The following is a 26,874-nucleotide window of genomic DNA, read 5'->3' on the forward strand; positions in this document are numbered from 1 at the left end:
ACGTTAACCCGATATTCTGCGCGTGGGCGGCGCTGCTTAGGCTCACATTATCGGGCCCGCGTGCAGATGAGAGGGCCCAGGCTCACATTATCGGGCCCACGTGCGCGTTAAGGAGCGCGGGCGACTCGTGCACCTCTGTACTGCAAGCCGGGACGCCTCAGGGCTCATTCGAAGCAATGTCGCATGCAATTCGATTGACTGAACTTTGAACATAACGCGAAAACGTTGCAATTCCAACGACACAGATTTGTGCTGCACACGAGTCGCGAGGGAATTGCATGCGAAATTGGGGGCACAGCACGCTTCGTGTTGGAGTACTGCCCCTCAAGATGTCAGATTGCGGCGTGGCTTGCCATTCCGCGTGGCGTTCGCTCTGGGGCGCGCTGCCTTCAGGCCAATTCACCGCTGTCCACCGGGTACGGAAGCCGCGCCACCGCACTCCGCGATACCTGACACAGGGCCCGTTTGGGGGTTTTGCACCATTAGGAGCACTGTGTCGGCGTGTCGCCGGCGTGTCGCGGCTCTAATGGTGCAATTCCCCCCGTGTGGTGGCGGTGTCATCGGCAGGCAAGTCGCTCCTCGGTCCTCGTGTAGTTCCACTCCCCCGTTTGGTGGCGCCCTCGACGAGCGCCGATTTGCCCAAAACGCAGACCACCTCACCTACAAAAGCCCATTTTCAACGTTTTTCACCGAGGTGGTCTACGTTTTGGGCACCACACCCTCGTGAGTCATGGCTTGCACACGGTTGATCGGGGGGAATTGCACTACATGAGGGTCCGATACGCCGATGACAGGCCTCCGCACAGCTTCGTGTAGTGCAAAACCCCCACAACCGACGGAGCAACGAGCGCGCGAGGACCGCACCTGGGCCTACGCGGATAGGTTATCGGCACGCGGATAGGTTAATAAGCTATCCGCATACTCATAGCCTATCCATATCGCAACAACCTATCCGCATACGCGGCCGGTTTCGTAGGTCTGGACTGCAGGCATGCACGGAACGGACCGGCCGCGGTGCCGGTGGGCGGCGGAGGGACCGGAGGACACGGCCGCGGTGCCGGTGGGCGGCGGCAGGGCCAGGCCGCGGTGCCGGTGGGCGGCGGCAGGGCCAGGCTGCGGTGCCCGTGGGCAGTGGCGGGGCCTGGCCGGGCTTCGAGCCGACGCGCCGAGCGAAGCTCGCGGCGCTGACGGCGAGCGGGCGGGCAGCCGCCCACGGGCACACCGAGCAGCCCGGCCCACAGAACACCACGTGCGGCGCCAGGGACACCAGCGGTGTCACGAGCAACACAACAACAGGCGCCACACCAACGCGCCCGAGCATGCAAAAAACCGACATCCACAATCGGATGTCGGCCTGTGGTGGAGCTAGGGGGATTCGAACCCCCGACCTTCTCATTGCGAACGAGACGCGCTACCAACTGCGCCATAGCCCCAAGGACGGATATACCTTAGCACCCTCCGAAGTCTTCACGCAAGCCGACCGAAATCAGCACGCCTTCGCACCGTAGCTGCCGCGCCGTAGCTGCCGCACCGAAGATTCCACATAGAACACGATACCGAGCAAGACACCCCACTCCCCCAGCACCACCAAGGTACCGCGAAAGAACCGCGCCGCGAGCCCGGTGGCTCGCGGCGCGGCAACGACAGCAAGAAGCAGCCCTATTGGGCCCGGCGCGCGTCCAGGACGGCATCCAGGTCAAGGGCAACGGCCTGATCGGCGACGACCTCTTCGGTCGAGCGGGCACCAACCTGGGCGGTCTGTGCGATTGGGCGCGCGGGAATCGCCGCCGTGATGCGCGGGATGCCCCGCAGGTCCGTGTCCGCATGGACGATGCGGCCGCGAATACGATCACGCGACGCGTAGGTCGGCGCGGGGATCGGGGCGACGGTCCAGGCGCGTGCGGGCGTGTCGGCAACCTCGACGACCTCGGGCACCTCGACATTGAAAACGAGGGAGGGCACGGATCCTGTCTGGGGAGCAGACTCGGCCCCGGCCTCGCGCGAGGCGCTCGGACGCGACTCCGCCACGGCCTCGCCCCCACCCCGAGCGGCGTCAACAACACGCGGCTGCGGCGCGGGCGCCGTCGGACGACCGGCACCACGCACGTCGGCGCGCAACTTCGTGAGCTGCTCGAGCTCACGGTCCGAAGCACGCTGAGAGCGGACAGCCGCGACGCGGGATGCCGCCAGCGACGCAACCAGAGCGGCAACCGGAACAACGAGCCACGCCCAAGCAATCGAGGTCGCGACAATAACGATGCCGAGGATGACGGTCGACAGGGCACACACACCCGTCACGACCATGCGGCGGCGCCCGGCCGCACTCTCCGCGGCAAGCCGGGCGGCGCGGCGCGCGCGCAGCTTGGCAATGTCGCGGACGGCCCTATTGTTGCGGCGGTCGATGACGGGCCGGGTACGTCCAGTGGTGGCCGTGTGCATGCTTCCTCCGCTCATCAGTGCGCGCCGCGCCAGGATCGTCCCGCTGGCGTGATCACACGAGTCTAATTCTGGACCATTCGTATGAATGATGCGCAGTCTCGGGGAAAATCGGTCGATCTCACGAGACTGGACGATTGCCGTTCGGCGCGCGACCAGCGACGGTACGGTCGCGAGAAGCGACACGAATACCGCTGCGATGACGAGTCCACCAATTTCCACCCTCTCAACGTAAAGGGGTTTGCGAGTAGCACTGTCGCGCCTCGCGGGCGTGTCGAGCTCTCAAACCTCCCGGTAAAAAGATGACTAACCTCAATCGTCACACGTGTAACATTAACCCCACGAACATCACTTTCAAGTGACACTGGCCACTCACGAAGCGCGGTACTCGGCACCCACCCTAACCGATCGCCGGCCTGCCCCAACGACGCTGCACGAGCCCACCCTCAGGCAAAGACTCCGCATCAATAAAGAACGCGACATGGTCGGCCCACTCCCCCGCGATGTGCATGAAACGCGGCCGCAGGCCCTCCTCGACCAACCCCAAGCCTCGACACAGGCCCAACGAACGCTCATTCTCAGGACGCACACACACCTCGACGCGATGCAGGCCAAGCTCCCCCACCACCAGGTCAAGGACGAGCGCCGCCACCAAGGACCCCAGGCCTCGCCCCGCCCAGTCCGACACAATCCAGTAGCCGAGCATCCCCGACGACATCGCCCCCCAGTGCACGTTCGACACGGTGAACTGGCCGACGAAGCGCCCATCGATCTGAACGCCGAAAATCAGGCCGGTCCCCTCCCGATGATCACGCTCCGCCCGACGCATGTACTGCGAAAACGTAGGGATATGCTCGAGAGTATCCGGCGGCAGAGTCGCCTCCCACGGACGCAACCAATGCCCGTCCGCCCGACGCACAGCATCAAGGGCCCGGTGCTCCTCTCCGCGCACAGGACGCACGACGAGCTCACGCGGACCCGCGCTGCCCGCAGGCCCGGGGCGCAAGAAACCTCGCCCCACCGGGTCCACGACGCGCAGCGTCAGCATGTCAATGTCGCGCCCCCACACGCACCGGGGGCGCCGGAAGAAACACCTCATTCGAGGACCAGGCACTGGAGGGTGTCACCTGCGCGCACGGTCGTCACATCCTCGGGCACGACGGCCAGCGCGTTCGAGTCCGCGAGCGCGGACAGCAGCAACGAGGCCGGGGTCCCCATGACGGCAGCGTTGTACCCGGCGCGCGGGGAGCCGGTCAGGCGCACGCGCACGAACTCGCGCCGGCCTCGCGGCGAGTACCAGGAACGGTCAATGGCGGCGCGCACCACGGGACGGTTCACGGCGGTCCATCCCTGCATGTGGCGCAGCGCAGGGCGCACGAAAACCTCAAAGCAGACCTGAGCGGACACGGGGTCACCAGGCAGGCAGACGATCGGAGTGCCGGGGCGCCCCTCCTCGCCACCGACGGTGCCCACGCCCATGATGTGCCCAGGCCAGGCGGCGACGTTGTCGAAACGAACCGTGCCGAGCGCCCCGAGGACCTCGCGGACCGTGTCGCCGCTCCCATAGGAGATGCCGCCGGTCGTCAGGACGAGGTCGGCGCGCACCAGCTGGTCCTCGATCGTTTCGCGCAGGCGGGCACGCTCGTCGGGGACGGCGGCGACACGGAAGGTCTCGGCGCCCGCGTCGGCAACAGCGGCGGCCAGGGCGTGACCGTTGGCGTCGAACACGGTGCCGGGGCGCGCCTCGCCGCCGGGCTCGACGATCTCATCACCGATCGAAATGATGACGACGCGCGGACGCGGGTGGACGAGCACCCGGTCGCGGCCCACGCCGGCCAGGAGCGCCATCTGACGCGCCCCGATACGCGTGCCCGAGCGGAGCACGGTCTCACCCTGCGCAACGTCCTCGGCGCGGCGGCGAATATTCTCTCCGCTGGCCGGGGCGGTGCGCAGGGCGACCTGCGCGATACCGTGGTCGGTGAACTCGAGGGAGACCACGGCCTCGGCGCCCGTGGGCATGGGCGCGCCGGACGCGATACGAATCGCGGTGCCCGGCACGAGTGCGGCGGGGTCGACCGCGCCGGCGCGGATCTCCTCGGTGACGGGAAGCGTCACCGGCGTCTCCAAGGTGGCCCCCTCGCAGTCACGCACGCGCACGGCGTACCCGTCGCACGCGGACAGGTCGGCGACCGGGAGGTTGAAGGGCGCCTGCACGTCCTCCGCGAGCACGCAGCTCACCGCATCGACAAGCTTGACGTCGAGCGGGGGCACCGCGTGGGCGACGGCCTGGCAGTCCTGGTAGAAGTCGGCAACGCTTCGCATAGTTGTCAGTCCTCGAGCTTGGAGCGCAGGAACTCCCTGAGTTCCCCTCCAAGCGCCGGGTCCTCAAGGGCGAGCGTGACGTTAGCTTCGAGGTAGCCGAGTTTGTCCCCGGTGTCGAAGCGTCGCTCGTCGATGACTACACCGTACAACCCTCCACCCTCTTCTTCGGGGAGGTCGATCATGCGCGCGTACCCATCTGTGAGCTGATACTCACCGCCGGCGCCCGGTTCGATGTTTTCGAGGGCCGTGAACACGGCCGGGTCGAGCAGGTAGCGGCCGACGACCGCGTACTCGGACTTGACCTCGTCGAGCGGAGGCTTCTCGGTGACGTCGGTGATGCGCATGAGCTGCCCCTCTTCGAGGTCGACGCCCTCGGGGATCGGCAGAACCTCGACGGCGGTCGAGGCGTATGCGGTGGCCTGCTCGGGGGTGACCTTGAGCAGGGCGACGACGGTGCCGCCCAGGGCGCCTCGCACCTGGATCATCTTGCGCAGCAGCTGCGATCCGGGCTCCATGAGGTCGTCCGGCAGCAGGACCGCGAAGGGGGCGTCGCCCACGTGAGACTTGGCCTGAAGGATCGCGTGGCCCAGGCCCAGGGGGTGCCCCTGGCGCACGGAGTGGACGCGCGCGTACTTCTTGTACTCGTTGACGTACTCGAGAGCCTTTTCCTTGCCGGCCTTCTCCAGGTCGGCCTCGAGGCCGGGCTCGGCGTCGAAGTAGTCTTCGATGGCCTGCTTACCCGCGCGGGTAACAAACAGGACATCCTTGATGCCAGCGTCGGTGGCCTCGCGAACGATGTATTCGATCGAGGGGCGGTCGACGACGGGGAGCATCTCCTTGGGGACCGACTTGGTGATGGGCAGGAAGCGGGTTCCGCGACCGGCCGAGGGGACAACGGCGTGCACGACGGGCTGGTGTCTATCTGTCATACTGCAAGCGTAGCGAAAAAACGACTGAAGAGGGAGACGATGGCCACAAAAACAACTCTCCGCGCGGAGATCCGAGGCCGTCGCAGGGCCCGCCGAGCACTCTCCAGCCCCCAGATAGGCGCACGGTCGTCACATACTGACCAAGCTCCCCTACCCGTGCGTCACCGCGCCGAGGCCGAGGGGATCGCCTCCGAGGTACGCGCCCTGGCCTCGTCGATGGGCGGCGTCACGCTGCCCGCGCTCTTCGTCTCCACCCCCCTAGAGCCCGACATGTCCCTCGCGCTCGGGTTGTTCCCCCGCGTGCTCCTGCCCGTCCTCTTCGACGAGGCCGGGGATGCCCTGGGTGAGCCGCGTTGGGGACTGTGGGAAGCCGGTTCCGCGCTGGCGACCCCGGGGCCCCCTCCCGCTCAGCCGGTCGGCGAGGCCCTCGGATCGCAAGCGCTGGCGGGCGCCGACCTGATCCTCATTCCCGCGCTGGCGGCGAGCGAGGACGGGACGAGGCTGGGGCAGGGCGGCGGTTGGTACGACCGAACGCTGCCCCACCGCGCCCCCTCGACTCCAATCGTGGCCGTCGTCTTCGACGACGAGGTGCTCGCCGGCGGCCAGATCCCTCGCGAGCCTCACGACGTTCCCATCGACGCGATCATCACCCCCACGCGAACACTCCACGTTCCCGTGCGGCACGCCTGACGCGATGCCAGACGTTTGTCATACACATCTCAGGGCGCCCTTTTCGGCGCTATTTCAGTAACGCCTGACCGAATTACAGAAAGTGCGACGAAGATTACCCTCTAAACACTGTCGTTAAGACGAAAGTCCCCCTAATGTTCTCCATGGTAACAACGCGCCCGCGCGGCGCCAGCCCCGGCGGCTCCCGCCCGCCGCGCCGAAGCTTTCGGCGATTCAGTCTTGTCGGCAAAGCCGACCTTTCACACAGGAGAACCCATGCTTAAGGGCTTCAAGGAATTCATCGCTCGCGGTAACGTCGTTGAGATGGCCGTTGGTGTCATCATCGGTAACGCATTCAAGGGCATCGTCGACGAACTCGTGACCGACATCCTCAACCCCGCGATCGGCGCTCTCTTCGGCAAGGCGGACTTCAGCAAGTCCTTCATCCTCCAGATCGGCGACTCGCAGCTCCTCTTCGGCGCTCTGCTTACCGCCATCATCAACTTCCTGCTCATCGCCTTCGCCGTGTACTTCTTCATCGTCGTCCCGATGAACTACTTCGCCAAGATGCGCAAGAAGGCCGAGGATGCGGCCCCCAAGGAGGTCTCCGAAGAGGTCCAGCTCCTCACCGAGATCCGCGACGCTCTCGCCAAGGGCGACCGCGCCTGATCATTCCCCTCGTTGCGAGGGATGGCGGGGCCGATGCACGCATCGGCCCCGCCGCTTTTGTATTAACACCACACGAGAGCACCACTGTGGCCTAGTGCCCGGCTGGCTCTCTCACCCCACCGACACCCCACTGAAGTGCCCGATCGCGCACGCTTCCCCACAAATCTCGCACGTAATTTAACCCGGTCACTTTTGAGCACCACGAGAAAACGTTGGAATACCAACAACCTGGTTTCAAAGTTTGAATGAAGCGTAGGGGAATTACGTGCGACATTGGTGGGAACTACTGAATCGAGCAACGAGCCGCACCACAGGCACACCGCATGAACAACTGCCTGGCAGTCCCGCCCGGATAGCGGCGCGTATCCGGATAGGTAGAGAACATCCGGATAGGTAACGAAGATCCGGATAGCTTAATTTCCTATCCAGATGCGCACAACCTATCCAGATGCGCACAACCTATCCGGATGCTACTCGCGCCTACGCCACCTTCTACGCGCGCGCCTGGGCGTGCGGCCCCAGTAGGCGGCGACCGTGATCCCGACGCTCTGCCCCTACGCGCGCGCCTGGGCGTGCGGGGGCACGTTGGCCAGCAGGCGCGCGTCGTTGGCGCCATCGCCTCGGTCGGGGGAATCTGCCATGGAGCCCGGGCGCGTGTCCTCGGGCCGCACGCGATCCTCCCACGAAGGCGGCAGTCCTTCGGCGATGAGGCGCCGGTCCACCTCGGAGACGAAGCGCGCGACGCGACGGCGCTTGCGAGGGGCCTCACTCATCGCCGGACTCCTGGTCGCCGGGCTCCTGCTCGCCAGGCTCCCCGGCCTCGTCGGCGTGCGGGGCGGCGGGCCGGGTGCGACGCACGACGTTGCCGAGGACAGCGTCCGACTGGAAGCCGCGGCGCGTGATGCCCAGGGCCTCGCGCAGCTCCTCGGCGGTCTCCAGATCGGTGCGTTCGACGCCGTCCGAGCGCACCCACGCGGCCATCTCATCGAGTTGGTCGTCGGAATAGGCCGCCAGCGGCAGGCCCTTCGCGATCGCCGGGCGGGGTCCGCGGTTTTCCTCGGACGCGCGTTCCTTGCGTGTGATGGCCAGCAGCATGCCGGTCGTGTCCTCGTCGGCCTTCTTGCGACGCTGGGACTCCTCGTCGAGGTCTACATCGAGCATGGGCATGCGCGGCGAAGCGGGTGCGGCCTCACCAGCCCCCTCGCCCGACGTCTCACCCGACGTCTCACCCGAGGCATCACCCGATGCCTCGTCCGAGGCCTCGCCGTCGGGCCGGTCGCCGCCCTCAGCGCGCGCCGAGTCGGGCTGGTCGCCCGCGGCGACTGCTTCCTCCGAGGCGTCGTCGTCGCTCACGCGCTCGGGCACCTCGACGGCGGGTGCCTCGTCGTGGGCGTTGAGCTCCTCGAGGGCGTCCAGGACGGCGTCGACGATCGTCGAGGCCTCCTTCTCCGGGTCAATGAACAAGGCCATGGACAGGGCGGTGTAGACGCGCCAGCCCTGGGCCTCGAGCCAGCGTGGACGGGCACGGTCGCGCACGCGCTGGCTGGGCTCGGACAGGTATTCCTCGTCGTCGGTGAGGACGGCGACCAGCAGGCGCCCGGGCGAGTCCGGGTGGCCGATGGCCAGGGGGACACGCATGCCGCCGGGGATACCGACGTTCGCGACGACCTCGAGGCCGCGCGAGTACAGGTGCTCGGCGAGGTCGACGAGGAGGCGATCGGGTTCGCCGGCCAGCACCGGCCAGGCGTCCATTCCCTCGCCCGCGTGCCCCTCGGCGATCTCGAGGAGGTCTACGAGCATGCGCGTGCCCTCGTAGTGGAGGCGTTCGCGGTCGATGTCGGCGCTGTGCAGGGCAGACACGAGGGTGAGGTCGCCGCGTACAACGCGCAGGATTTCGGCCAGCGTGTCGGCCCCCTCCTCGCTGGAGAGCACGCCGAAGTCGTGGATGACGCGCCCGTGGGGCGTCTTCGCGAAGCCGACCGACAGGATCAGGGACTCGCGGGTCAGGCCCACGGCCTGGTTGGGGCCGACGACCACGAAGGGCTCGGGGGTGGCCGGGTCGAAGAAAGAAGCGAGGCCAGGTTCGTCGGCGCGCACGGAGGCCAGGGCCTCGGAGATGCGCTGCGCGTGGCGGTCCGACAGGGCGATGACGGCCAGGGAGCGCTCGGGACACTCGACGGCGTGTTCGATGACGGCGTCGACGACGGCGCGGACCTCGGCGCCCGTGGACTCGATCGCGTGGGCGCCGGGCGCGGGCATGCCGGTGGCCTCAACCCAGCGGGCGCTCACGGGCGCGTTCGCGGCCGTCCACGGGACGGGGATTCCGGCGTGCTCGTAGCCGTAGCGTGCCAGGAGCAGGGCGACCTGGTCGTTGAGGCGCCTGGGGCCGGGTTCGACGCGCAGGGTGGGCAGGACGTTCGCGAGTGTGCGCGTCGCTCCGTCCTCGGAGGCGGCCGCGAGGTCGTCGATGACGACCAGCTGGTGGCCGCGCGCGATGATGGGCGCCAGCTCCGCCAGAGGCAGGCCGTCGGCGCCGTCGAGGACGACCATATCGACCGTGCGCCCGGTGGGCGCCAGCATGGGCACCATCGCGGGGACCGTCATGAGGACGGGTAGCAGGTGGCGCACGAGCGGGTAGACGACCAGGAGCTCCAGGTCGGTGGGGGCGCCGCCGTCGAGGAGCTCGCGCAGTTCCTCGTACTGGCTGGGGCGCGCCGCCAGCGCGTTCGTGCGGATTCGACGGACTCCGGTGATGGCCTGGGGGATCAGCGAGGCCACCTGGGCCTCGTCGAGCTCGCGTCCCTCGCGGGCGAGTTCCTCCAGGGAGCCGGGATCGACGCCGCCGAGGGCCGGCGCGGCGGCGAGCATGGCGCGCAGCAGGGAGGCCCACCAGGCCAGGTCGAGCTCGGTATCGATCTGTTCGTCCGAGACGCCGCGGTCCGCCAGGTCCTGGGCGAGGGCCTCGAGGCCGCGGTCGGCCAAGCGGGCGCGCATCTCGAGGCGGGCGGGGACCTCGCGCGCGGCTAAGGTGTCGCCGGACCAGCGTTCGATGAGGGTCGCGAGGCGCTGCAGGTGAGTGCCCACGAGGTTTTCTTCCTCGGCGACGAACACGGGCGCAATGGCGTCCAGGTCGTCGCGCACGGCGTCGGTCAGGGCCGAGATTTCGCCGATCTTGGCGGGCAGGATCGGCCAGGAATCGTCACCGCACACCGCGCACCAGGCGTCGCGGCGCTCCTGGACGCGGATGAGGGCGCGGTGCAGGTCGGGCACGTGCACGCCGGGGCGCACGAGGTCTTGGGCCTGCTTGACCAAGCGCGTGCGTTCGGAACGGCCCATGGAGATGTCGTGGTCCTTGCGCCACTGCTTGGGGGCGGTGGCGATCACCATGTCGGCGGCGCTGCGTTCGAAGACGCGGGGCTGGAAGACGTCGAGGACGTCGGCGATGCCGTCGAACATGGCCAGCTGGCGGTCCCACTGGGCGAGGGTGCCGGCGGGCTTGATGCCCGCCTCGCCGGCGACGGCGGCGATGTGGACGCGCAGCTGGGGCAGGGTTTCCGACAGGCGTTTGACGCGCAGCAGCACGTCGCTGGCCTGCTCGTCGGAGGTGAGGACGGCGGAGGACCATGGGGAGGACGAGGCCGTGGTGAGTCGCCCGGAAGCGAGGGCCTCGCGCAGCAGGGCGCGAGCGCCTTCCCCCTGGTCCAGCGCGATGTCGTAGAGGGTCTGCTCGGACAGTCGAACGCGCGTCGTGGGCGCGTCCTCGCCGCTCGTGAGGTCGGTGAGGGCGCGCAGGGCGTCCGCCGCGCACACGCCGAAGCGGCCGTAGGACTCGTGCAACGCGGTGGCGTAGGCGGCCAGGGAGGAGCGGACCTGACGCAGGCGGGCTCGCAGCGCGTCGACGTTTTCTTGGTCGACGACGGGCGACATGTCTTCCATGGCCTCGCGGACGCGCCCGGCGAGGGTGCGCCGCGCGTCCGAGTAGCCGTCGATGTTGGCGACCACGTCGGCCAGACCCAGGTCCGCCAGGCGCGAATACGCGGCGATCGAGCGCGACGTCTGGGTCGAGACATGCAGGACCGAACGGCCTGTGGCGGCCGCGTCGGCCAGGATCGCCGCGACAATGGAGGCGTCGTCGGCGTGGGCGGGCACGTCGATGAAGACGCTGCGCCCGTCGGAGGCGGCCTCGACCGCGTCCTGCTGGGTGGGGATCAGGTCGCCGACGCCCTTTTCGGCCCACGGGTCGCGGTCGCCGGGGTTCGTGGGGATGGGCTCCGCCCTCAGGTCGCGGCTGGCGTCCTGGTCGCCCGCGAGCGCGCGGATGACCTCAGAGTCGGCCAGGGCCTCGACGTCGGCGGCGAGGCTGGCGGCCAGGGGCCCGGCGGGGTGGCAGAAGAGCCCGACGACCAGCTCGTCGCGCAGCTCGAAGCGATTGAGGACGGAGCAGGTTTGGCGCAGGGCGCTCATGGCCTGGGAGGAGGAGAAGCCGTGGTGTCCGCTGGCCTGGGTAAGGATGTCGCGGCCGTCGACGTCCTGTCCGGCGGCGCGCAGGGCGTCGGCGAGTTCGGGGGTCAGGAGGGCTCCCCGTCCCAGGGCGATGAGGACGTCGTCGTCGCGGCGCACGAGGCGCACGGGGCGCAGCAGGGCGGGGACGGTGATCGCTTCGGCGCCGTGGCGCCACGTGGCGGTGCCGATGCCCAGGTGGATGGGCCCGGTGCCGTGGGTGGCGGCGCGTTGTTCGGAGCGGGCGATGATCGCGCGGGCGCGGTCGAGGGCGCGCCCGAGGGCGATGGGTTCGCGGATGAGCAGGCTCAGGCGCACGGGGTGCTCGGTGTAGAGCTGCGCGAGGCCTCCCGGGTGCGCGTCGGTCAGCGACAGCGTCGGCAGGGATTGGCTCTCGGCGGCGATGGTCTCCTCGAGTCGTGTGCGCCACGCGGAGCGCGCCTGACCGACAAGGGTGGTCGGGTGCGTCGGCGTGGACGAGGCCTGGGGGGCCTCGGGCTCTGGAGCGGAACGGCGCGAAAAGATACTAGGAACCACGGTTCCACCCTACGGCAGGGTGGCTTATTGACCGGCGCGGCGCGCCCGGATGAGGTCGACCACGGAGATGCTCACAACGGCTCCGACGATGAGGAGGATGCCGGCCGTGAACAACCGGAAGAAGCTGATGAGTGATAGTTCGATGCCGTGGTGTTCCATCAGGTAGTCGGCGGAGACACCGGAGGCGCCCCAGCACAGGGCAGCCACGACGGTCATTGCATAGCCGAGCGCGTTACGCAAGAGTTCCCCTCACAGTGCCCCCGAGACGATTCGAACGTCCGACACCCGCTTTAGGAGAGCGGTGCTCTATCCCCTGAGCTACGAGGGCGTGACACTTTGTCCGGGCCAACTCTAGCAAAGTGGGCGCCGCCGCGTCGCGCGACCCGAGCCTCGCGCGTGGGATATCACGGACCGGACGCGCACGGACGAGGCCGGGGCACCCGCGTGGTCACCCCGGCCCGGTCGGTGGCTCGTTAACGGCGTTCCCACTCCGTGTGGACGGCGGTTGTGCCCTCGCCCAGGTGGGCGGAGGGGACGACCATGACGGGGCAGGTCGAGTGGTGGAGGACCGTCTGCGAGGTCGAACCGAGGAGCACGCCGGCCAGGCCGCCGCGTCCGCGGGTGCCGACGACGACCAGGTCGACGGCGGTGGAGAACTCGATGAGCAGCGAGGCCGCGGAGCCGTCGAGGGCGTGACGCGACACGTGCATGTCGTCGCCGTCGAGGGCGGCGTCGATGGCCGCGTCCATGCCCTCGCGGACCTGGGCGAGCAGCGCCGAGTGGTCGACGCCGGTTGGGGTCCACGCCATGACGGAGGGGCCGACGGCGATGGGGACGGCGGAGACGGCGGTGACGCGCGCACCCCAGACACGCGCCTCGGAGATTGCGCTCTTGAGGGCGCAGGAGGGCTGATCGGTGCCGTCGATGCCGACGACGACGCGCTCGACGGGTGTGAACTTCTTGCCCGAGGTGTGGCGCGGAACCACGACGACCGGGCACTTGGCGTGCGCGGGCAGGGCCGAGGAGACCGTGCCCAGGAGGCGATCGGCGAAGCCGCCGCCCCCTCGCGAGCCGACGACGATCATGTCAACTTCGGCGGAGAAGTCGATGAGCACCCCGGCAGGGTCGCCCGGCTCCGTGGATCCGGACACGTGCGTGGCGCCGCGTTCGCGTGCCACCGCCTTGGCTTCTTCGACGACCTGCTCGGCGCCCGCTTTGAGGGCTTCGTCGTCGAGGACGGCGTATCCGCCGTCGAGGGCGGCGGCTGAGTAGGAGGCCAGCGCGTAGGTGCACAGGCAGTGGATGCGCGCTCCGGTGCGCGCGCCGTGGTCGGCGGCCCAGGTGACGGCGGCAAGGCTCTCCTTCGAGCCATCGACACCGACCAGAATGACTTCGGTGGAACTCATCATGTCCTCCTCGTGGTGGCAGTCACTTATATTGTGCCGCATTTTGACGGTGTGCGAAACCCCAAGCCGAGGAGAAAAGATGATCGCCGCGGCCCCGAGGGGCCGCGGCGATCACCGAAAGGTCTTGCGACTCAGTAGCGCACGTAGGTCGCGCCACCGCGCACGGGCGAGATCTGGGAGAGGCGGCCGGGGACCGTCGCCTCAACCATCTGGCCGTTGCCGATGTAGATGGCGACGTGGCCGGGGTAGGACACGATGTCGCCGGGCTGGGGGTCGGAGACGATGGTGCCGCCAGCGGTCTGCGCGGACGAGGAGTGCGGCAGGTTGATGCCGGCGGCCGCGTAGGCGTACTTGACCAGGCCGGAGCAGTCCAGGCCGGCGAGGGTCTCGCCACCGTAGACGTAGGGGATGCCGGTCAGGCCCAGGGCGACGGACACGATGTCCGAGCCGGCTGCGTTCACGGCGGCCTGGCGGGCGGAGGTGTCGCTGGAGGTGACCTCATCGCGGGTCTCGGAGCGCGAGGCGGCGGAGGCGGAGGTGTTGGACTCGCTCGCGGCGGCGGGAGCCGGGGTCGGCTCGGGGGCGCGGGGAGCCTCAGCCGTGATGGACTCGGCGGCGTCGTCCTCGGCGGTCCACGCGATATCGGGGACCTCGACCGTCGTCACCTCGTCGACGGCGATCGTCGTGGTGTTCAGGTCGGCGCTCTGCGGTTCAGACTGGGGGACGGCCGGGGCGGCGTTCGCGACACCGGCGGCGATCGCAGTCAGCGCAACACCGGCGGCCGACGCGAAGGCGATCGGGCGAGCGGCGTTCGTGGTGGCTACACCCTCGACCACGGAAGCGGTCAGCGGGCGGCGTGCCTGGCGGTGACGCGGAGTAGGCTTAGAAGTCTTCACTCGTTTTCTCCCTGTTTCCCTGCGAGGTTAGCTGTCGGGTTCGGGCGGGAGGCCCGGCTCGGCGTGCGAGCTTCACCCCAAGGCTACGAGGAGCCGGTGATGGGTTCCCCGCGTGAGACGCTTTGTCCGTCCCATTCGTTGTCTCACTTCGGGTACCGAATGGGCGGTCGGTCTGATGACCGGTACTCACTATAGCCTGCACGGCCGGTCAATGTCACGTTCCGGTAACGCCTCAACACCCCACCGTTACCATTTCGTGATATTTGTGCCTGGTCGTATCAGGGAAAACTCCCCCTATCGGCAACTCGTCACACCCATTTCACGATGCGAGACGCTCGCTTGTCCCCGCACAACGAAGGCCGAGACCCCACCGGGCCCCGGCCTCGTCACCCCGAGAAGGTCACTCCGAGAAGGTCACTCCCCGCGCACGAACAGATGAGCGGCCAACGCCATCGGAAGCGTCAGGTAACCGCTGACCTCGCCGGAGCCATCCAACGCGGCCACGCGCACGACGTCCCCGTGAGCAGACAGGGCCACGCGTTCCCCCGGGCGCAGCCCCAGCTCGTCGAAGGACGCCAGCAACTCAGCGTCGGCCTGGATCGGCTCGCCGATACGCCCCAGGGTCAAAACGCCGGACTCGAGCGAGCGCACCGCCAGCTCGGCGGAGTGCAGGCGCTCCGCCCCGTCCACGCCGGGCAACGGATTGCCGTAGGGATCCACGGTCGGATCGGAGAGCAAGTCCACCAGCCGCGCCTCGACGGCGTCGCTCATCACGTGCTCCCAGCGGCAGGCCTCGTCGTGAACCTGCGCCCACTCCATGCCAATGACGTCCAGGAGGAGACGCTCGGCGAGTCGATGCTTGCGCAGCACCTCCGTCGCGCGGGCGCGCCCCGCCTCCGTCAGCTCCAGGCGCCGGTCCCCCATCACGTGCAGCAGGCCGTCTCGCTCCATGCGCGCCACCGTCTGCGAGACGGTCGGACCCGAATGGCCCAGGCGATCCACGATCCGGGCGCGCAGGGGCGTCACCCCGTCTTCCTCGAGCTCAAGAATGGTCTTGAGATACATCTCGGTGGTGTCAATCAGGTCTGCCACGTCGTCCTCCTTCAAGGGGCACCTACGAACACCAGGATAGGGTGACCTTTGTTGTCTGGAAGGAAACGACACAATGACGCGAAAAAATGCGCGTCGTAACGTGTCGTTCTTCACGACAATTCGATTAATGGGCGTGATGGAAATGCCGGCGAGCGCGGGGTTAGGCTGTTGTCATGGTGGATTTCCCCGACATTGACCCGGCTCTCCTACCGGCCGACGGACGCTTCGGCTGCGGCCCCTCCAAGGTGCGCACCGACCAGCTCGAAGCCCTTTTTGCGCCCCTCCTCATGGGCACCTCCCACCGCGCGGCCCCCGTGCGCCGCGTCGTCGCCGACCTGAAAGAGGGCCTGCGCGCCCTCCTGAACGTGCCCGACGGCTACGAGGTCGTGCTCGGCAACGGCGGCGCCTCCGCCTTCTGGGACGCCGCCTGCGCCTGCCTCATCTCCTCGCGCGCCGCCTTCGGCTCCTGGGGCGCCTTCGGCGCGAAGTTCGCCGCCTCGGCGAAGCGTGCACCCCACCTCGCCTCCCCCCTCATCGACGAGGCACCGGCCGGCTGTCTGGCCACGCTCGCCCCTCGCGACCCTGAGCAGGGCGTCGACGCCTACGCATACCCCCACAACGAGACCTCAACCGGCGTGGCCTCCCCCGTCTACCGCGTCGACGCCCCGGGAGCGCTCACCCTCGTCGACGGCACCTCCATCGCAGGCGCCGCGCCGATCGACCTCACCCAGGTCGACGCCTACTACTTCTCCCTGCAAAAAGCCCTCGGATCGGACGGCGGCCTCTGGGTCGCTATTCTCTCCCCCGCCGCCATCGAGCGGGCCCGCCGCATCGAGGCCTCCCCCTGCGGGCGCTGGATCCCCCCATTCCTGTCCCTGTCCGCCGCCATCGACAACTCGCGCAAGGACCAAACCCTCAACACGCCCGCGGTCGCGACGATCATTATGGCGCAGCGCCAGGTCGCGTGGCTCAACGAGCGCGGCGGCATGGAGGCCGTGAGCGCCCACTGCGCCCAGGCCTCGTCCCTCATCTACGACTGGGCGAACGCCCACCCCGCGCTCTACCCCTTCGTCGCCGAGGAGGCGTGGCGATCCCCCGTGACGGCCACGATCGAAATCAACGCCGACATCAAGGCCACCGACCTGGCGGCGCACCTGCGCGCCCACGAGATCGTCGACATCGGCGCCTACCGGGGCGTGGGGGCCAACCAGCTGCGCATCGGCACGTGGCCCAGCGTCGAGATCGGCGACGTCGAGGCCCTCCTGGAGTGCATCGACTACTGCCTGGAGCGCGTGCTCTAACTCCCGGTCCCCCGGGGCGCGCCTCAGTCCTCGTCCAGCGAGCGGCGCGGCGCGTCCACGGAGGAGTCAGCCTCCACGCCCACCCACGGGAAGGTCGGGCGGGCAACAACGCGCCCCTTCCAGTGGATCATCGCCCAGACCCCGCAGATGAGCGCGATGCCCAGAGACGCGATGCCGCCCACCAGGATCGACCATCGCGCCCCGAACATCGTCCCCACCCACCCGATGAACGGCGAGCCGATCGGCGTCGCACCCAAGAACACGAGGGAGTAGAGCGCCATGACGCGCCCGCGCTTGTCGGGATCGGTGCGGGTCTGAACCAGGGCGTTCGCGCTCGTGTTCATCGTCAGCATGCCATAGCCCGTGGGGATCGACAGGAGCGCAAACCACCAGTAGGAGGGGGCCAGGCCCAAGAGGATCTCGGCGGTCCCATAAAACGCCGCGCCCAGGAGAATCGTGCGCAGGCGCGGAACGCGGCGCGCGGCTCCCGTCGACCCGAGAATCGACCCGAACGCCATGAAGGTCGACAAAATACCGAACGACCCGGCCGCCTTACCGAACACGGTCGTGGCCATCAGCGCGCTCGTCATCTGGAAATTCATGCCCAGGGCGCTGACGACAAAGATCAGGGCGAGGATGATGCGAATATCCGTGCGGCCATGCACGTACGCAACAGATTCGCGCAGCTGCCCGCGAGCGCGCGGGATGAGGGTGCGCGGGTAGAGGCGGTCGGCGCGCATGAGGGCCAGGGCGATGACGGGGGCGGCAAACATCCCGGCGTCAATCAGGAAAACGGGGCCCACCCCCCACCAGTCGATGAAGAAACCCGCCGAAGCCGGGCCAATGAGGCGCGCGGTGTGGAAGGCGGTGGCGTTCAGGGCGACGGCGTTCGCCATCTTGTCCTGGGGCACGAGCTCGCCGACGAATGCCTGGCGTGCGGGCGTGTCGACCGCGGAGATCGTCCCGGAGATGAAGGCGAGGATGTACTGGTGCCACAGCTCGCCCGTACCCGTCAGCACGACGACACCGATGACGAGGGAGACGAGGCCCACCCCCGTCTGCGTGCACTGGAGGAGGCGCCGCCCGGGGATGCGGTCCGCGAGCACACCCGCCCACGCGGAGAACAGGATGATGGGCAGGAACTGCAGGGCGGTGACGACGCCGACCTGCGAGGCGTCGTGATCGGTGAGAACCGTCAGTACGTACCAGTCCTGGGCGACGCGCTGGAGCCACGCGCCGGTGGACGCAATCAGGGAGGCAACGAACCAATACCGGTAGTTCACGTAGCGCATGGATGCGAATGTTGCCGACACGCCAGACCTCCCTCTCTCTCGCTGCCGCTGCGCGCGCCGAACGAGGCGGGGGCAGCCTTTGGCGATCTCCCCTCCTCGGCGCATGTTCCTAGGATACGACTGCCCCGCCGGAGTGAGGCTCCGGCGGGGCAGGAAGGGGACGACAGGTGACGAATCAGCCGATGCCGAGGAGGCGCTGGAGCGGGCCCATCAGGAAGTAGATGATGAACAGGACGGACACCAGCCACATGAGCGGGTGAACCTTGCGGGCCTGGCCCTTGACGAGCTGGATGAGCGAGTAGGTCACGAAGCCGACGCCGATGCCGACGGACACGGAGTAGCCGAAGGGCATGAAGGCGATCGTCATGAAGGCGGGGATCGCAACTTCCTCGGAATCCCAGTCGATGCCAGTCACCTGGGTCATCATGAGGAAGCCGACGAACACGAGGGCCGTGGAGGCGGCCTCGGTCGGGACCAGCTCGACGAGGGGCGCCAGGAAGGTCGACATCAGGAACAGGATACCGGTGACCACGGAGGCCAGGCCCGTGCGCGCACCCTCGGCGACGCCCGAGGCGGACTCGACGTAGGAAGTGTTCGAGGAGACGCCGCCGACGCCACCGGCCACCGCGGCCAGGGAGTCGATGATCAGGATCTGGCGGGTCTTGGGCGGGTTGCCATCCTTGTCGAGCAGGTTACCCTCGGCGCCGACGGCCACCATGGTCCCCATCGTGTCGAAGAAGTCGGCGAGCATGAGCGAGAAGACCAGCAGGATCACGGAGACGACGCCGAGCTTGCCGAAGCCGCCGAAGAGGTCCACCTTGCCGAGCGTGTCGAAGACGGGAACCGCGATCGGCGAGCCCTTGAGCTCGGGCACGGTCTGGCCCCAGCCGGTCGGGTTCGTGTCGGAGATGCGATCAATGTGGGCGAAGGCCTGAACGATGACGGCGAGGATCGTGGAGGCGATGATCGAAATCAGCACCGCGCCCTTCACCTTACGCACGTAGAGGATCATCATGAGGAACAGGCCGAACACGAAGACGAGGGCTGGCCAGCCGTCGAGCGAGCCCGAGATGCCGAACTGGACGGGGGTCGCGCCGGTGCGCACGATGCCCGCGTTCACCAGGCCGATGAGGGCGACGAAGAGACCCAGGCCCACCGTGATGGCGGTCTTGAGGGCGGCGGGAACCGCACGGAAGACGGCCTCACGGAAGCCCGTGAGAACGAGCAGGAAGATGAGGATACCTTCCCAGGCGATGATGCCCATGGCCTCGCCGTAGCTGAGGCCGGCGCCAAGGACCAGGGTGAAGGCGACGACCGCGTTGAGGCCGAGGCCTGCGGCGAGCGCCAGCGGGTAGTTCGCGACAACACCCATGAGGATCGTCATGATGCCCGCGACGAGCGCGGTACCTGCGGCGATGCCCTGGGTCGTGATGGAGCCGTCCTTGGGAACGGCATTGCCCAGGATCGCCGGGTTGACGACCAGGATGTAAGCCATCGCGAAGAAGGTGACAATTCCACCGCGGATTTCGTGACTAATAGTCGAGCCGCGCTTGGAGATCTGGAAGAACGAATCAAGTGACTGTGTGAAGCCGCCGTGGGATGGGGCGGTCTGTGCTTGTGTGCTCACCGCTTAATCGTGCCTGCTCACGCGCCCGGGCGCAAACATACCCGCCGTGTTCCCACTTGTTGAGAAAGCACCCGGGTGCTCGTCCCGGGTGCTTCCCATCAGTGGGCGCTCGCCGAGGCCTCAGCCGACCTCGGGCCGCTCCGCTTCCTCAGTCACGTCCCCCGAGGGCGTCGCCTCCTGCGCCTGCCGTGCCACGGCCTCGTCGCCCGCCTGCTCTGACGCGCGCGGCATCGGCTCGGCGTCGAGCGCGCCCTCGTTGACGCGCGAGGGCCGCACGGGCCACGCGGTGCCGTTCTTCGGAACGTCCGTCTCCGAGTGAGACCCGCAGGTGTGGTCCAGGGAGACGACGGCGCCGTCGTCGGTCGCCCATTCGTTGGCGCACACGCCGAACATCGTGCGCATGCCGCCGCCCATTTTCATGAGAAAACCGCAGGTCGAGCACGTGTTGCGCGGACGACGGCCCGACTTGGGGCCGCGCTCCGACTCATACCAGCGCTTCGCAGCCTGGCTGCGACCCTCCTCGGACAGGACGCGGGGTCGGCCCAAGCCGAGCTCGCGCACGACCGGCAGGTCGAGGTCCTCGCTGGTGTCTTCGAAGCCCTGCTCCAGGCGCTCGTCGTCCGCCACGTAGGGCAGCGTGTCCTCGCGGGAAATATCGGAGGGGCGCAGGCGAGCCTCCCACGGCACCCACTCGGGCGCGAGGAGTGCCCCCTCGCGCGGCGTCATGTCGACCTCGCACACGGTGGCGACGCGGCCGCGCGGCACTCGGGCGACCGTCACCGACCAGCACCAGCCCACGTACCCGGCGTCAGTCGACGCGAAGTAGTGGGTTCCCAGGCGCTCCGACACCATCTCGAAGCCCACGTGCTCGCCGACGGGACGCGGGTGCGCCACGGCCTCGGCGCCCGCGCGGGCCACGTCTTGCGCGGCCTCCAGGACGGCGTCTTTCTTCACTGCCCGAACGCGGGCACCAGTCTTAGGCATCGAATTCCTCTGCGACGGCGCGCAGCACCTTCGCGATCTTGGTCGCGTTGTCCGGGTAGGAGCCGCGGCGCAGGGTAGCGCTCGAGGCGTCGAGGAGCTTGATGAGGTCCTCAACGACCGGCACCATCGCCTGCGGCTTGCGACGCTTGGCTCGGGCAACGGAAGCTGTCTCTTTCAGGAAGCGCACGCTCAGGGCCTGCGGTCCCTTGCGCCCGTCGGCCACCGAATACTCCACGCGAGCTCCCACCCTGGGGCTCGGCGCGTCGGACGGCAGCGCGGACGAGTGGAGGAAGACATCCGCCCCGTCGTCTCCCGTAATGAAGCCGAAACCGCGATCAGCGTCGAAGAACCTCACTTTACCGGTGGGCATGGTCCCCTCCTTCTATCAATAGTCTGTAGGCCGGGTAGGCTCCCCCTATCATAGGGCCCTCCCGCGCCCCGTGTGCGAGGCGTGCTCCCGCCTGTAGCGAACAGCACCGCCCGCTCCATCCCCCGCGCGCTTTCGCGTAGACTGACCCCACGGCAGTAATCACACGTCGCACACTGCGTCACATGGTGGACGCGCGTGCGTGACGTGGTATATCTTTGCCTGTTCGCCACAACGCAGGAGGGCCCCGTGTCACGAATCCGCCGTTTCAGCCTCGTCGCAGTTCTCGCAACGCTACTGCTCACCCTGGGCGCGCCCGCCTTCGCGACCGCACCGGTCACAACGAGCGGAATCGTCACCGACCCGGGCGGCTGGCTCTCCGACTCCGAGCGCGCGCTCATCGAAACCGCCGCACGCTCCGCGCGCGCGAAGGGCATCTCCGTCGACGTCGTCATCGTCGACAACCTCTCGGGCATCGACGGCGTCGAATGGTGCCACAAGACCCTCAATGCCTCCGGCACCTCGGACGGCAACATCATCTACTACATCGCCTACGACGAGCGCGTGGACGGCGAATGCGTCAACGGCGGCTCCATCTCGCAAAGCGCGCGCAACACCGCGCGCACGGCCGCCGAGTCAAAACTGTCCAGCAAGCCCCTGACCTCTTCCGACGCCGCCGCGGGTGCCGTCGCCTTCATTAATACCCTCGCGAACAGGTCCACCACCTCCTCCAGCGGCACGAGTAGCTCGGGCAGCTCAGCGAGCTCCACCTCCTCCGAGGGTCGGGGCGGCGCCATCATCGTCCTCATTCTCATCGTCGGCGGCTTCATCGGCATCGGGCTCGCCGTGTCCTCCTCCTCGCGTCGCAACGAACGCGCCGCGGAGCAGGTGACCCGCACCAGAACCGAAGACGCCGAGAAGAAGGTCTCGCAGGCCAACCGCCAGCTCCTCGCGGCAGACGAGCAGGTGCGTTCCGCCACCGACGAGCTCGACTTCGCGCGCGCCCAGTTCGGCATCGCCGCGACCGACCAATTCGCCCGCACCCTGGAGGCCGCCCGGGACTCCGTCGCGCGCTGCTTTGACACTCAAAAGCAGATGAATGACTCCACCAACCCGATCTCGCGCGCGAACCTGGCGACGAGCATCATGCGCGACCTGGGGACCTCCATGAACCCCCTGAGCGCCGTCCAGGCCTCCTTCGCGAAGAAGCGCAGCGAGCAGGCGACGCTGCCTAACCGCATCACCGAGACCCACGAACGCCTTATCGAGCAGCGCGCCGATCTGGAGCGCGCGAAGGCGGAGCTGGTGAGCATCGCGGGTATCTACCCCGCGCAGATGCTCGCCTCCCTCCAGGACAACCCCGAGCAGGCCGCCGCCCTGCTGACAACCGCCGGCACCGCCCTGGAGGAGGCCCAGCGGGTGGCCGAGACGGACCGGGCCCGCGCGGAGAGCGCCCTCGACACCGCACACCGCGCCCTCATGATGGCCACGCACCAGACCGACGCGATCTTCTCCGCCAAGTCCGACCTCGACGCGATCCACGACCGCCTCGGTGCCGCCATCGGCTCCATTTCGTCGGATATCAACGACGTGTCGTCCCTGAAGGCGGACCCGGCCATCTTCGACCCGCTCGTCGCCGATGCGCGCGCGGCGATCTCCGAGGGACAGGCCGCCCTCCTCAACAATGGCGACCCGTTGGCGGCCCTCGAACACCTGCGCAGCGCGGAGTCAAACATCGACGCCGCGCTCGCCCCGCTGCGCTCCAAGCGGGACAACGACGAGAGGGCTCTGTCCGCCGCCCGTTCCCAGGTGTCCCTCGCCGAGTCCGCTGTCATGCGCGCCCAGCGCTACGTCCAGGGGCGACGCGGCGCCATGAACATGAACGTCCGCTCCACCCTCCACGACGCCGAGCACTCCCTCGAGGCGGCCCGCGAGGCCCTGAAGAGCGACCCGAACGAAGCGACCTCCCAGGCATCGCGGGCGCGCACCCTCGCCGACCGCGTCATGGCCACGCCCCTGGCCCGACCCGATACGAGCTGGTACGACGAGGACGATGATGACGACTACCGCTCGAGCAGTTCCGGCTCCTCCCTCGGTGAGCAGATCCTGTGGTCGATCCTGTTCTCCAACAGCGGCAGCTCGCACTCGAGCTCCTCGTGGGGGTCCAGCTCGAGTTGGGGCAGCTCCCGCTCGAGTTGGGGCAGCTCCAGCTCCAGCCATTCCTCGGGCGGCGGGTTCTCCGGGAGCTCCGGCAGCTTCGGCGGCGGCGGGTTCTCCGGCTCCAAGGGCCACTTCTAAGCGCGTCGCACCGCCTGAGAGCCACCGCCGCGCACCCGGCTCGCGGCGGCCTGCCCGCCTGAGCGCCCACGTCGCGTACACTGACCCCAGACACACAACGTGACGCAGATTGCAACGCTTTGGCGACATGGAGCCGCTTCTGAGCGCATGCCGTTCCGTTCACCACCGACCAGGAGGGCCACGTGGCACTGATCCGACGCCTGGGCATCGCCGCCGTCATGATGGCAGCGGTGATGCTCGGTGGCTCGCCCGCCTTCGCAACCGAGCCGCTCACGACGAGCGGATACGTCAGCGATCCCGACGGCTTCCTCAGCGCGGAGCAACGGGGAATGATCGAGACGTCAGCTCAGTCTTTCTATTCCGCGTACTCCATGTACATCGACGTTGCAATCGTCCCCACTTTCTCCGACCAGGAACCATCGACGTGGTGCCGGGCCACCCTGATGCAATCGCGCACAGCAGATAAGGGCATCCTCTACGTCCTGGCCTACGAGGACGGCACCGACACCTACTGCACGGATGCGAACCTGGGGCAGAAGGCGGCGTCGGACCCGATGACCAAGATGATGCTGGACGACGCGCTCGGTTTCGCCCGCCGCAAGCACACATCCACCCCCCTCACTCCCGACGAGGCGGCGGCGGGCGCTCGCGCGTTCATCGACGACGTGCGCTCCACGACCGACTTACACGCACGCATTGCTGCCAAGAGTCGCGAGAGGCAGCAAGCGGCAGAAGAAGAACGGAAGAGGGAGGCAGAAAGGAGCCTCGGCGGTCATATCACCTTGGGCGTCGTTGTGGTGATTGCAGCCGTCATCAGCATATGGGCCGCGGTGCGAGAAGACAACGGTCACGACGATTCCAGCGTCGATTCCGGGGCGTCCGTTCCGATCGTGGACCCCGTGAGGCGTGAGGCCCTGAGGGCCGCCGATGCGGCGAATCGGCGCCTGTCGGAAGCCGCGGAACAGATCCGCGCCGCCGAGGAGGACTGGAACTTCGCCCGCGCACAGTTCGGCACCGCCGCAGCCGAAGAGTACGGTCGTCGCCTTGAGGCGGCCAAGGAGGCCGTCGCGCGCGGACGCGACACCTACACACAGATGTGCCACACCGCCGACTCCCTGGCTAAGAAACGCCTGGCGGCGACAATCACGAAGGATCTGGACGAGGTCCTCCCTCCCCTGGACAAGACGCGCGCGGAGTTTACGGCACGGCGAAGGGAGCGCTCCACGCTGCCCGCGCAGCTTAGTGAGGCTCGTGAGCGTCTGGTCGAGGAACTCGACGATCTGGAACGCTCGAAGGAAGAGCTCTCCAGCATCGCGGGTCTCTACCCCGATTCCATGCTTGCTTCCCTCCAGGACAATCCACAGCGCGCGGCGGCGTTCCTGGAGTCCGCTCGCTCGGCATTGGACACGGCGAGCGCGCATATCGAGGCGGACCCGACGCGTGCCGCCTCGGCGCTGGACACCGCGCAGCGTGCTCTGACGATGGCGAATGCGCAGACGGACGCGATCTTCTCGGCGAAGACCGATCTCGACGCGATCCGGGATCGTCTCGGCGCCGCCATCGGGGCCCTGTCCGGCGACATCGCCGAGGTTGACGGCCTCGAGGCCGACACGGCGTTCCTGGCCCCGCTGGTCGCCGACGCGCAGGAGGCGATAGCGCTCGGCCAGCGCGCCCTGGTCAACGACGAGGACCCCCTCGGCGCGCTCGAGACCCTTCGCGACGTGGAGCTTCGCCTGGAGGCGGTGCTCGCTCCCCTTCGAACGCAAGAAGCGGCGGCGCTCAAGGCGCACGAGAGCGCTCAGCGTCACATTCGTGACGCCGATGCGACCCTCGCGTGGGCGCGCAAGTCCTTGAGGAACCGCCAAGGCTCCGCCCTGTTTGACGCGAACAAGCTCCTGCGCGAAGCGGAACAGGCGATTGGCGAGGCTCGCGTAGCCCTCGACAAGGACCCTCTACAGGCGCGTGCGGCGGCCTCGAGGGCCACCGTCCTGACCAACCGCGCGCTCGCGACACCGGGGCGCCAGTAGAGGAGGTGAACGACGACCCACTGACAATGGAGCCAGACGACCGCGGGCCACAGCGCTCGCGTCCGCACCCGGCCACCGGGTCATCAACAAATCACAATAATGTGACGGACCGCATATCATAGTGAATGCGCGGCGGCCCACGATCATGTACCTTATTCTGTTTGCCACCAACCAAGGAGGATAGCGTGCCACGGATTCGACGCCTAGGCATCGCAGCCGTCATGACGGCCGCGATAGCGCTCGGTGGCGCGCCCGCGTTCGCGACCAAGGCCGTGGGAGGCGCAGAGTCTGTCGTTGCTTCCGCCTCCACCCTCCCACACGCAGGATTCTGGCCTGATGCGCACCGCGTCGCGGCTCAGTCCTCCTCCCCCAGCCGGTCCTCGTCGCCCTCCCCCAGCCGATCCTCGTCGTCCGGCTCGACCGAACACGGCCGAGGATTCCTCTGGATGGTGGCCGCGGCATGCATCGGGCTGATCAGCTTGGCCATCAAGGGCACCAAGGACTCGCAGGAGAGCGAGAGCGCCGACCCCGAGCCCGCACCCACCACCGACGATACGGCACGGCGCGCACGCCTCAAGGCGCGCGAGGAACGACTCAGGGCTGCCGAGGAGGCCCACCGCCGCGTGCAGGGTGCGAACAAGCGCCTCGTCGAGGCAGCCGAGCTCGTGCACACCGCCGAGCAGGAGTGGGACTATGCGCGCGCCCAGTTCGGACTGTCCGCGACCGAGCGTTTCCATCGCCAGGTCGAGGAGGCCAAGGCGGCTCTCTCACGCGGGTACGACACCCAGAAGCGCATCCAGGCCGCGGTTGTCCCCCAGACCAGGATGCGTCTCGCCGCCGAGATGTCGAACGACCTGGACGCGGCCGTGTCCCCCCTGCGCGCGGCCACCGCGGAATTCACCGCCAAGCGCGCCGAGCACGCCGCACTTCCTTCTCGGATCGCACAGGCGCGCGAGCGCCTGGCCGAGGAGCTCTCGGACCTTGAGCGTGCCAGGGAGGAGCTGGCGAGCATCGCGACCATTTACCCCGCCAAGACCCTCGCTTCGCTTCAGGGCAACCCGGAGCGTGCCGCGCAGCTGCTCGAATCCGCCCGCGCCGCGCTGGAGACGGCGAGCGCGACGGTCACCAAGGACAACGCCCGCGCCGCCTCGGCCCTGGACACCGCGCGCCGTGCCCTGACCATGGCCAATGCGCAGACGGACGCGATCTTCTCCGCGAAGACCGATCTCGACGCGATCCGGGACCGCCTCGGCACCGCCATCGGTTCCCTCTCCGCTGACATTGGAGAGCTTGAGAGCCTCGAGTCCGACACGGTGCTCCTGGCCCCGCTGGTCGCCGACGCGCAGGAGGCAATCGCCGTCGGCCAGGCCGCCCTCATCGCCAACGACAGCCCGCTCGAGGCGCTCGACCACCTGCGCACCGTGCAGGCCAGGCTCCGCGCCACCCTCGAGCCACTGCGCGAGGCCACCCCGGCCTCGCGCCCAACGCCCGGTGAGGATCGATCATGACGCCTCTGCCCACG

General features: G+C 68.2%; 20 protein-coding genes, 2 tRNA genes and 1 riboswitch. Of the genes, 6 read left to right on the forward strand and 16 right to left on the reverse strand.

The window, feature by feature from the left end; all coding sequences use genetic code 11:
• Positions 1-1,357: 1,357 nt before the first annotated feature.
• From QU663_RS08755 to QU663_RS08775, 5 genes are all read right to left on the reverse strand, one after another.
• Positions 1,358-1,433 (reverse strand) — tRNA-Ala (locus tag QU663_RS08755).
• A 226-nt stretch (positions 1,434-1,659) separates the two neighbouring features.
• Complete coding sequence (locus tag QU663_RS08760; RefSeq protein ID WP_021610791.1) at positions 1,660-2,439, reverse strand: hypothetical protein; 780 nt, start codon at positions 2,437-2,439, stop codon at positions 1,660-1,662.
• Between the two features lie 397 nt (positions 2,440-2,836).
• The gene (locus QU663_RS08765) at positions 2,837-3,535 is read right to left on the reverse strand and encodes a GNAT family N-acetyltransferase (protein WP_021610792.1); all 699 of its coding nucleotides are present in this window, start codon (positions 3,533-3,535) and stop codon (positions 2,837-2,839) included.
• Positions 3,532-4,758, reverse strand: a complete 1,227-nt coding sequence (gene glp, locus QU663_RS08770; protein ID WP_021610793.1) for a gephyrin-like molybdotransferase Glp — start codon at positions 4,756-4,758, stop codon at positions 3,532-3,534. The genes QU663_RS08765 and glp overlap by 4 nt, the downstream gene beginning before the upstream one ends.
• Positions 4,759-4,763: 5 nt before the next feature.
• On the reverse strand, positions 4,764-5,687 hold the full coding sequence (locus QU663_RS08775) for a UTP--glucose-1-phosphate uridylyltransferase (protein WP_021610794.1): 924 nt from the start codon (positions 5,685-5,687) through the stop codon (positions 4,764-4,766).
• 156 nt (positions 5,688-5,843) lie between these two features.
• Here QU663_RS08775 and QU663_RS08780 point away from each other — a divergent pair, with 156 nt between their 5' ends.
• Together QU663_RS08780 and mscL are read left to right on the forward strand one after the other, a co-directional pair.
• Positions 5,844-6,377, forward strand: a complete 534-nt coding sequence (locus QU663_RS08780) for a 5-formyltetrahydrofolate cyclo-ligase (protein WP_021610795.1) — start codon at positions 5,844-5,846, stop codon at positions 6,375-6,377.
• A 255-nt stretch (positions 6,378-6,632) separates the two neighbouring features.
• Positions 6,633-7,025 (forward strand): large conductance mechanosensitive channel protein MscL, encoded by a 393-nt coding sequence (gene mscL, locus QU663_RS08785; protein WP_021610796.1) that lies wholly within the window; start codon positions 6,633-6,635, stop codon positions 7,023-7,025.
• A 554-nt stretch (positions 7,026-7,579) separates the two neighbouring features.
• Here the strand turns inward: mscL and QU663_RS08790 are convergent.
• The 7 genes from QU663_RS08790 to QU663_RS08820 form a co-directional block, all read right to left on the reverse strand.
• The gene (locus QU663_RS08790; RefSeq protein WP_009058080.1) at positions 7,580-7,798 is read right to left on the reverse strand and encodes a hypothetical protein; all 219 of its coding nucleotides are present in this window, start codon (positions 7,796-7,798) and stop codon (positions 7,580-7,582) included.
• Complete coding sequence (locus QU663_RS08795) at positions 7,791-12,062, reverse strand: hypothetical protein (protein ID WP_021610797.1); 4,272 nt, start codon at positions 12,060-12,062, stop codon at positions 7,791-7,793. The genes QU663_RS08790 and QU663_RS08795 overlap by 8 nt, the downstream gene beginning before the upstream one ends.
• 24 nt (positions 12,063-12,086) lie before the next feature.
• The gene (locus QU663_RS08800; RefSeq protein WP_084437376.1) at positions 12,087-12,302 is read right to left on the reverse strand and encodes a hypothetical protein; all 216 of its coding nucleotides are present in this window, start codon (positions 12,300-12,302) and stop codon (positions 12,087-12,089) included.
• A gap of 15 nt (positions 12,303-12,317) precedes the next feature.
• Positions 12,318-12,390, reverse strand: a tRNA-Arg gene (locus QU663_RS08805).
• A gap of 145 nt (positions 12,391-12,535) precedes the next feature.
• Positions 12,536-13,468: a universal stress protein gene (locus QU663_RS08810; RefSeq protein WP_034480176.1), complete on the reverse strand. Its 933-nt coding sequence runs from the start codon at positions 13,466-13,468 to the stop codon at positions 12,536-12,538.
• A gap of 131 nt (positions 13,469-13,599) precedes the next feature.
• Positions 13,600-14,364: a C40 family peptidase gene (locus tag QU663_RS08815; protein ID WP_051267720.1), complete on the reverse strand. Its 765-nt coding sequence runs from the start codon at positions 14,362-14,364 to the stop codon at positions 13,600-13,602.
• 2 nt (positions 14,365-14,366) lie between these two features.
• Positions 14,367-14,528: riboswitch (cyclic di-AMP (ydaO/yuaA leader) on the reverse strand.
• 250 nt (positions 14,529-14,778) lie between these two features.
• Complete coding sequence (locus QU663_RS08820) at positions 14,779-15,456, reverse strand: metal-dependent transcriptional regulator (RefSeq protein WP_034480180.1); 678 nt, start codon at positions 15,454-15,456, stop codon at positions 14,779-14,781.
• A gap of 173 nt (positions 15,457-15,629) precedes the next feature.
• On the opposite strand from QU663_RS08820, the gene serC reads away from it, so the two are divergent.
• On the forward strand, positions 15,630-16,757 hold the full coding sequence (gene serC / locus QU663_RS08825; protein WP_021610803.1) for a phosphoserine transaminase: 1,128 nt from the start codon (positions 15,630-15,632) through the stop codon (positions 16,755-16,757).
• A 23-nt stretch (positions 16,758-16,780) separates the two neighbouring features.
• Here serC and QU663_RS08830 read toward each other — a convergent pair whose 3' ends face one another.
• The 4 genes from QU663_RS08830 to QU663_RS08845 form a co-directional block, all read right to left on the reverse strand.
• On the reverse strand, positions 16,781-18,070 hold the full coding sequence (locus tag QU663_RS08830; protein ID WP_034480184.1) for an MFS transporter: 1,290 nt from the start codon (positions 18,068-18,070) through the stop codon (positions 16,781-16,783).
• Positions 18,071-18,224: 154 nt separating this feature from the next.
• Positions 18,225-19,676 (reverse strand): NCS2 family permease, encoded by a 1,452-nt coding sequence (locus QU663_RS08835; RefSeq protein ID WP_021610805.1) that lies wholly within the window; start codon positions 19,674-19,676, stop codon positions 18,225-18,227.
• Positions 19,677-19,796: 120 nt separating this feature from the next.
• Positions 19,797-20,660, reverse strand: a complete 864-nt coding sequence (locus QU663_RS08840) for a DUF3027 domain-containing protein (protein ID WP_034480188.1) — start codon at positions 20,658-20,660, stop codon at positions 19,797-19,799.
• Positions 20,653-21,030: a cold-shock protein gene (locus tag QU663_RS08845; RefSeq protein ID WP_009058058.1), complete on the reverse strand. Its 378-nt coding sequence runs from the start codon at positions 21,028-21,030 to the stop codon at positions 20,653-20,655. The genes QU663_RS08840 and QU663_RS08845 overlap by 8 nt, the downstream gene beginning before the upstream one ends.
• A gap of 246 nt (positions 21,031-21,276) precedes the next feature.
• On the opposite strand from QU663_RS08845, the gene QU663_RS08850 reads away from it, so the two are divergent.
• The 3 genes from QU663_RS08850 to QU663_RS08860 all read left to right on the forward strand — a co-directional run bounded on the left by QU663_RS08850 (position 21,277) and on the right by QU663_RS08860 (position 26,860).
• Complete coding sequence (locus tag QU663_RS08850; protein ID WP_084437377.1) at positions 21,277-23,325, forward strand: TPM domain-containing protein; 2,049 nt, start codon at positions 21,277-21,279, stop codon at positions 23,323-23,325.
• 182 nt (positions 23,326-23,507) lie between these two features.
• A complete protein-coding gene (locus QU663_RS08855; RefSeq protein WP_021610808.1) occupies positions 23,508-25,352 on the forward strand; it encodes a TPM domain-containing protein in 1,845 nt (614 codons plus the stop codon).
• A 185-nt stretch (positions 25,353-25,537) separates the two neighbouring features.
• On the forward strand, positions 25,538-26,860 hold the full coding sequence (locus QU663_RS08860; protein ID WP_304990555.1) for a TPM domain-containing protein: 1,323 nt from the start codon (positions 25,538-25,540) through the stop codon (positions 26,858-26,860).
• Positions 26,861-26,874: the final 14 nt, after the last annotated feature.

This window comes from Schaalia sp. HMT-172, assembly GCF_030644365.1.
Lineage (GTDB): Bacteria > Actinomycetota > Actinomycetes > Actinomycetales > Actinomycetaceae > Pauljensenia.

Excerpts from the sequence above, each read along its gene's own strand:
- QU663_RS08760 (WP_021610791.1), bottom strand. The coding sequence starts at position 2,439 with ATGCACACGGCCACCACTGGACGTACCCGGCCCGTCATCGACCGCCGC.
- QU663_RS08765 (WP_021610792.1), bottom strand. The coding sequence starts at position 3,535 with ATGAGGTGTTTCTTCCGGCGCCCCCGGTGCGTGTGGGGGCGCGACATT.
- glp (WP_021610793.1), bottom strand. The coding sequence starts at position 4,758 with ATGCGAAGCGTTGCCGACTTCTACCAGGACTGCCAGGCCGTCGCCCAC.
- QU663_RS08775 (WP_021610794.1), bottom strand. The coding sequence starts at position 5,687 with ATGACAGATAGACACCAGCCCGTCGTGCACGCCGTTGTCCCCTCGGCC.
- mscL (WP_021610796.1), top strand. The coding sequence starts at position 6,633 with ATGCTTAAGGGCTTCAAGGAATTCATCGCTCGCGGTAACGTCGTTGAG.
- QU663_RS08790 (WP_009058080.1), bottom strand. The coding sequence starts at position 7,798 with ATGAGTGAGGCCCCTCGCAAGCGCCGTCGCGTCGCGCGCTTCGTCTCC.
- QU663_RS08810 (WP_034480176.1), bottom strand. The coding sequence starts at position 13,468 with ATGAGTTCCACCGAAGTCATTCTGGTCGGTGTCGATGGCTCGAAGGAG.
- serC (WP_021610803.1), top strand. The coding sequence starts at position 15,630 with ATGGTGGATTTCCCCGACATTGACCCGGCTCTCCTACCGGCCGACGGA.
- QU663_RS08840 (WP_034480188.1), bottom strand. The coding sequence starts at position 20,660 with ATGCCTAAGACTGGTGCCCGCGTTCGGGCAGTGAAGAAAGACGCCGTC.
- QU663_RS08845 (WP_009058058.1), bottom strand. The coding sequence starts at position 21,030 with ATGCCCACCGGTAAAGTGAGGTTCTTCGACGCTGATCGCGGTTTCGGC.